General features: G+C 58.4%; 4 protein-coding genes. All 4 read right to left on the bottom strand.

Going from position 1 to position 4,464, the window contains the following annotated elements; genetic code table 11:
* On the bottom strand, positions 1-221 hold a 221-nt coding region (locus EPO09_RS06600; protein ID WP_290641403.1), incomplete at its 3' end, for a SpoVR family protein.
* Positions 218-1,519 (bottom strand): YeaH/YhbH family protein, encoded by a 1,302-nt coding sequence (locus EPO09_RS06595; protein WP_290641401.1) that lies wholly within the window; start codon positions 1,517-1,519, stop codon positions 218-220. The genes EPO09_RS06600 and EPO09_RS06595, both read right to left, overlap by 4 nt.
* 117 nt (positions 1,520-1,636) lie before the next feature.
* Positions 1,637-3,559, bottom strand: coding sequence for a PrkA family serine protein kinase (locus EPO09_RS06590; protein ID WP_290641399.1), 1,923 nt, complete (start codon positions 3,557-3,559; stop codon positions 1,637-1,639).
* A 260-nt stretch (positions 3,560-3,819) separates the two neighbouring features.
* Positions 3,820-4,464, bottom strand: a 645-nt coding sequence (locus EPO09_RS06585; RefSeq protein WP_290641397.1) for a GspE/PulE family protein, incomplete at its 5' end; no start/stop codon positions are given.

The following is a 4,464-nucleotide window of genomic DNA, read 5'->3' as shown; positions in this document are numbered from 1 at the left end:
TAGGACCAGTGCCGGTAGTTCACCGGCATGCCCACGCTGGCATAGGCGTCCATCATCTGCTCGGCCGTGATGATCTCCAACTGGTTGGGATAGGTGTCCAGCTTGAAGCTTTCCGCCGTTGCGCGGATCACGTCGTGATACTGCTCGATCAGATCGAAGGACCAGTCTGAAGGACCGGGCAACTGATGGCCTTGCACGCCATAGGCTTGTTGTGCACTCATGCGTCCACCCCTTCCTTCTTGAACAACTCACGGAACACCGGGTAGATCTGGGACGGCTCGAGCACCTTGCGCATGGCGAAGTGCTTGTGCATCTCGCTGAGTGCCAAGTATTCATCCCACAGGTTCTGCTCGGTCTGCGCCACCTGCACATAAGCGTAGTAGCGCACCAAGGGCAGGATTTTCTGCTCGATGATCTCGCGGCAACGGCTGGAGTCATGGTGCCAGTTGTCGCCATCGGAGGCCTGCGCCACGTACAGGTTCCACTCGCTGGTCGGGTAGCGGGCCTGGATGATTTCATCCAGCAGGATCAGGGCACTGGACACCACCGTGCCGCCGGTTTCAGTGGCGTGGAAGAACTCGTCCTCCGTCACTTCCTGGGCCTGCGTGTGGTGGCGAATGAAGACCAGTTCGATCTTGTCGTAGTGCCGGGTCAGGAACAGGTAAAGCAGGATGAAAAAGCGCTTGGACAACTCCTTGCGCTGCTCGTCCATCGAGCCGGACACGTCCATCACGCAGAACATCACGGCCTTGGTCGTGGGCACCGGCACCTTGACGCGACTACGGAAGCGCAGGTCGATCGGATCCAGGAAGGGGATGCCCTTCATACGGCCATACTGATGCGCCAGTTGCGCCTCTATCTCTTCGATCTCGGCGGCGCGCTTGCGGATCAGTGCATCGTCACCGGTGACGGGTTGCGCACGCAGTTCAGCCAGGCGCTCTTCCAGTTCCTTGATCTCGCGGCGCGATGAGGCGCCCAAGGCAATGCGGCGCCCCAGCGCCCCCCGCATGGAGCGAACCACATGCAGGTTATTGGGCGTGCCGTCGTTACTGAAACCGGCCCGATGGCTTTTCCACTCCGGCACCTCGGCCAGGGCCGTGCGCACGAGATTGGGCAAGGCCAGATCTTCAAAGAAGACCTGCATGAACTCTTCCTTGCTCAGGCTGAAAACGAAGTCGTCTTCACCTTCGCCAGAATCGCTGGCTTGGCCAGAACCACTGCCCTGCCCTTGCCCGCCTTGGGGCTTCTCGATCCGGTCACCCTTGACATACTCGCGGTTGCCGGGGTGAACCACCTCGCGTGTGCCGCCATCGCCGTGATGGAACACGGGCTCGGACAAGTCACGCTTGGGAATGGTGATGTCCTCACCTTTTTCGAGATCGCGAATGCTGCGCCCATTGATGGCACGCTGCACCGCCTCACGTACTTGGTCTTTGTACCGACGCAGAAAACGTTCACGGTTGCCGATCGATTTGTTCTTACCGGCCAACCGTCTGTCGATGATGTGTTGCCTAGTCATGTCGACCCTTCGCTCAAGGCGCTCTGCCGTCGATCCTCTACAGGGATCTTGTTCAACCCGAGGATCACCCGGGTTGAACGTGCTGACACCTTCGCGGTGAACAACATTGGTCTGCTATCAAGAGGACTTGCGAACTCTGAGATACCACTCGCACAGCAGGCGAACCTGCTTGGCCGTATAGCCCTTCTGGACCATGCGGTTGACAAAGTCCTCATGCTTCTTGACCTCGTCGGCGCTGGCCTTGGCGTTGAAGCTGATGACCGGCAACAACTCTTCGGTGTTGCTGAACATCTTCTTCTCGATCACGGTGCGCAGCTTTTCATAGCTGGTCCACAGCGGGTTCTTGCCGCCGTTGTTGGCACGCGCCCGCAGCACGAAGTTGACGATCTCGTTGCGGAAGTCCTTCGGATTGGCGATGCCGGCCGGCTTCTCTATCTTTTCCAACTCGGCGTTCAGCGCGCCGCGGTCGAAGATCTCACCCGTGTCGGTGTCGCGGTATTCCTGATCCTGGATCCAGTAGTCCGCGTAGGTCACATAACGATCGAAGATGTTCTGGCCGTACTCCGAATAGCTTTCCAGGTAAGCCGTCTGGATCTCCTTGCCGATGAACTCTGCATAGCGCGGTGCCAGCGATTCCTTGATGTAGGAGATGTACTTCTGCTCCAGCTCGGCAGGGAACTGCTCGCGCTCGATTTGCTGCTCCAGCACGTACATCAGGTGAACCGGGTTGGCGGCCACTTCCTGGCTGTCGAAGTTGAAAACCTTGGAGATGATCTTGAAGGCAAAGCGCGTGGAGATACCGCTCATGCCCTCGTCCACACCGGCGTAATCACGGTACTCCTGGATAGACTTGGCCTTGGGGTCGGTGTCCTTGAGGTTCTCGCCGTCGTACACCTGCATCTTCGAGTACAGGCTGGAGTTCTCGGGCTCCTTCAAGCGAGTCAGGATCGCGAACTGGCTCATCATCTTCAGCGTGCCAGGTGCGCAAGGTGCGGCGGCCAGCGAAGAGGTGCGAACCAGCTTCTCGTAGATCTTGATTTCTTCTGAGGCACGCAGGCAATAAGGCACCTTGACGATGTAGATCCGATCCAGGAAAGCCTCGTTGTTCTTGTTGTTGCGGAAGGCCTTCCATTCGCTTTCGTTCGAGTGCGCCAGCACGACGCCGTCAAACGGGATGGCGCCGAAGCCTTCCGTGCCCTTGAAGTTGCCTTCCTGGGTGGCGGTCAGCAGGGGGTGCAGCACCTTGATGGGCGCCTTGAACATTTCCACGAATTCCAGCAAACCCTGGTTGGCCAGGCACAGGCCACCGGAGTAGCTGTAGGCGTCCGGGTCATCCTGGGCATAGGTTTCGAGCTTGCGAATGTCGACTTTGCCGACCAGGGCACTGATGTCCTGGTTGTTTTCGTCACCCGGCTCGGTCTTGGCGATACCCACCTGCTTGAGGATGCTGGGGTAGCGCTTGACGACCTTGAACTTGCGGATGTCTCCGCCGAACTCTTCCAGGCGTTTGACGGCCCAGGGGCTCAGGATGCGCTGCAGGTAACGGCGAGGGATGCCGTATTCCTTCTCCAGGATGGGACCGTCTTCGGACGGATCGAACAGGCCCAGAGGCGATTCGTTGACCGGCGAGCCCTTGATGGCATAGAAAGGCACCTTCTCGGCCAGCAGCTTGAGCCGCTCGGCGATCGAGGACTTGCCGCCGCCAACCGGGCCCAGCAGATACAGGATCTGCTTCTTTTCTTCCAGGCCTTGCGCGGCATGGCGGAAGTAGCTGACGACCTGCTCGATGGCATCTTCCATGCCATAGAACTCTTCGAAAGCAGGATAGATCTTGATCACCTTGTTGGTGAAGATCCGGGACAGGCGCGGGTCATTGCGCGTGTCGATCATCTGCGGCTCGCCGATCGCCTGGAGCATGCGCTCTGCGGCGGTGGCGAAAGCAGATTTGTCCTTCTTGCAGATCTCGAGATATTCCTCGAGGGTGAATTCCTCTTCGCGGGTGCGCTCGTAGCGAGCTGCGAAGTTGCTGATCACGTCCATACAGACCTCCAAACCATCGACTTACGCCATCGATGCCTCGTGATCTGCGCCGTAACACCTGGTGAACTCGGCGCGACCACACAAGCATCGCCTTCACACCAAAGATCGAGGAAATCACTGTTCTTGCAAGCCCCGATAACAGCCGGGAATCTGTGCCAGATCAATGACTTCGTTGTTGACTATCTTGCACCTTTTTTGGATCGTGCGTGCAGCATGCACACAACAAGGCACGCTTTCACCAGATTCAAACCCTCACGGCACTAAATATTGCTGCTGGCACGCACCTCTTCCATGCTCGTTATGCCTGAGAGTACTTTCTCTATGCCGTCCTGTCGCAAGGTGCGCATGCCTTCTTTGAGCGACTGATTGAGCAGCATTTCCGCGTTGGCGCCGGTCTGGATCATGCGGCGGATCTCCCGGCTGACGGACAGCAACTCATGCAGGCCTGCGCGGCCCTTGTAGCCGGTGTTGTTGCATTGAGGACAGCCTTTGCTGCTATGCGACATCAACACACCGTCGCGCCCTAAGCGATGTTGCCATTCGCTCAACACGGCCTCTGGCGCAACATGCTGATCCCCCTCAGGGAAAACAAACATGTACTCGTTGATCAGATCGTCGAGATAGGCCTGAGAGGCCGGCTCGGACACCCTGCAGGCCGTACACAGTCGACGTACCAGGCGCTGCGCCAGCACGACCAGCAAGGCGTCTGCAAAGTTGAAGGGATCCATGCCCATGTCGAGCAGGCGGGTAACGGTTTCCGGGGCGCTGTTGGTGTGCAAAGTAGAGAGTACCAGGTGGCCTGTGAGTGAAGCCTCCACGCCCATTTCAGCTGTTTCATGGTCACGGATTTCGCCCACCATGATCACGTCCGGATCGGCACGCAGGAAGGCGCGCAGAGCCTTGGC

The organism is Aquabacterium sp. (assembly GCF_004297345.1).
Classification (GTDB): Bacteria; Pseudomonadota; Gammaproteobacteria; order Burkholderiales; family Burkholderiaceae_C; genus Aquabacterium.
The sequence above is the reverse complement of the archived record's forward strand: the minus strand, read 5'-3'. Positions and strand labels throughout refer to the sequence as shown.

What these genes read in the sequence shown, in the direction of transcription:
- EPO09_RS06595 (WP_290641401.1), bottom strand. Translation starts at nt 1,519, where the DNA reads ATGACTAGGCAACACATCATCGACAGACGGTTGGCCGGTAAGAACAAA.
- EPO09_RS06590 (WP_290641399.1), bottom strand. Translation starts at nt 3,559, where the DNA reads ATGGACGTGATCAGCAACTTCGCAGCTCGCTACGAGCGCACCCGCGAA.